This is a genomic window from Nitrospira sp. (genome assembly GCA_016788885.1).
Lineage (GTDB): Bacteria > Nitrospirota > Nitrospiria > Nitrospirales > Nitrospiraceae > Nitrospira_A.
In genome coordinates this window covers 1-1,922 of record JAEURX010000046.1, presented here as the reverse complement: position 1 = coordinate 1,922, position 1,922 = coordinate 1, and the positions used below count along the sequence as shown (strand labels likewise).

Here is a 1,922-nt window from a genome sequence, read left to right as displayed (position 1 = left end):
CGCGCCTTTTCCCTGGCCCGGCTGCAGCGGGCGCTCGCGAATGCGCCGGTCAAACAAGCGGTCGTGATGTTGGACTTGTCCCTGGAACCATCGTCCGGTTCGGATCCCGCTCGCGTGGCCGCCCCTCGGTGGGTCTCGCAGGATTCCAACGGCGAGCAGGAGCGGGTGATGCTGATGGTGGGGAACTCTACCCTGCAGGAAGCGCAAGCCTATCAACCAGGTCAACATGGCCTCTTTACCTATTTCCTTCTCAAAGGCCTTCGCGGCGCCGCCGATCTGGATAAAAACGGCTCGGTGCTCACCGGCGAACTCTGCGCCTACGTCAAAAAACACGTGACATCCATTGGACGGTCGGCGTTGGGAGATACACAACAGCCCCTCTGCGTTCCGGACGCCGCTGGAGCGTCTCCGCTCAGACAGCTCCGTCTCACGACGTCGCCCTGAAGATAGGTCTGGCGTGCCGAGACCGGTAGACTGTGGTGAACGGATCGATTCACGCTTCGAACCGGCACTCTCCTTCCTCTTCATGATGGTCTAGGCAGATAATGCGAACATGAAGACTTGCCAATCTCCTGATCATCACAGTGCTGGTTCTCATCAGCCTGGGCCTGTCGGTTGCGGTATTGGAAATGGCTGCGGGCTATCTCTATAATCGTGCGCGACTGGCCAACGGAAAGCGGATCGTCGATCTGTATTTAGGCCGGACGACAGAGGTCCGTTCAGGAATCAAAGAGGCGGAGACAGCATCGATCTCGCCGCATCCATACCTGCTCTATGTTCATGCCCCCAATATGACCGTCGACGGATATCCGCAAACGAATTCACTTGGGTATCACAATGCAGAATTTACGACGGAGAAACCGGCCGATACGATTCGCATTCTCGTCTTAGGCGGTTCCACCACGTTTATGTGGCCGTACGTCAAGAATCCAGCCGACACGTGGGTTGCCAGGCTGGAAGCCAAACTCCAAACGATTTCGAACAAACGAATTCAGGTGATCAACGCCGGAATCAACTACGGCACGAGTGCGGAGGCCTTAGCCGGCTACGTCTTCCGACATCGGTTTCTGCAGCCCGATATCGTGATTTACCATGGGGGCGGGAACGATGTCCTGCCGTTATTTTTTGACCATTACGACCCGGAGTATACGCATTTCAGAAGTGCCGGCAGCGGGAGTCAGCCGAGACCGGGAGAAAAGCGCCTACTGGCCAATAGCCATATTGTCAGATATCTGTACGCGAGATGGCTCGAGCCGGTCGGATCAGTCGTGGTGACGGAACCGTTTTGGGAAGTGGATCCGCAGGTCGCACTCGAACGGGTCCGGCAACAAGCCCCGATCGGGCTCGAGCGAAACATCGATTCTCTGATCACCCTGAGCAAAAGTTCAGGAGCAGACGTGGTGCTGTTTGGATTCCTGCAAGCGAGGAAACCATTCCTCAGCAAGAATGCGGTAGCCTTCAAAGGGTATGAGGACGCGTTGATACTCGGGCTCGAGAAAAATTACGAGGTTCTGGCGCGAGCCGGGCGTCGACACCAGGTGCCCTTCGTTATTCCCGCTCAGGATCGATTCCAAGACGACTGGTTTCAAGACAATTGCCATCTGACACCGGAAGGGGAAGAGGTAAAGGCGCAGATCATGTTCGAAGAGCTGAAAACTCACCCTCAATTTATACAGACCACAAACCCGGCGAAGTATCCCACTCATTGACAGGTGTTTCACCGTCTGAGTAATATTGCGCCTCACCCGCCTGGCCGGCGTAGCTCAGTTGGCAGAGCAGCGGTTTCGTAAACCGCAGGTCGGTGGTTCGATTCCACTCGCCGGCTCCAGAAAATTCCCTGACGTTTCAACCTGTTGGCGGTTTGCGACACCGCTGCTCTCACCCCTCAATTCTGCCAGTGTAACCGCAAGTGTAACCGTCTG

At 56.1% G+C, this 1,922-nt stretch carries 2 protein-coding genes and 1 tRNA gene; all 3 read left to right on the top strand.

Going from position 1 to position 1,922, the window contains the following annotated elements; all coding sequences use genetic code 11:
- The coding region (locus tag JNL86_12455) for a hypothetical protein (protein MBL8043719.1) at positions 1-444 on the top strand (444 nt) is incomplete at its 5' end.
- 140 nt (positions 445-584) lie between these two features.
- Positions 585-1,709, top strand: coding sequence for a hypothetical protein (locus tag JNL86_12450; protein MBL8043718.1), 1,125 nt, complete (start codon positions 585-587; stop codon positions 1,707-1,709).
- A 43-nt stretch (positions 1,710-1,752) separates the two neighbouring features.
- Positions 1,753-1,828, top strand: a tRNA-Thr gene (locus tag JNL86_12445).
- Positions 1,829-1,922: the final 94 nt, after the last annotated feature.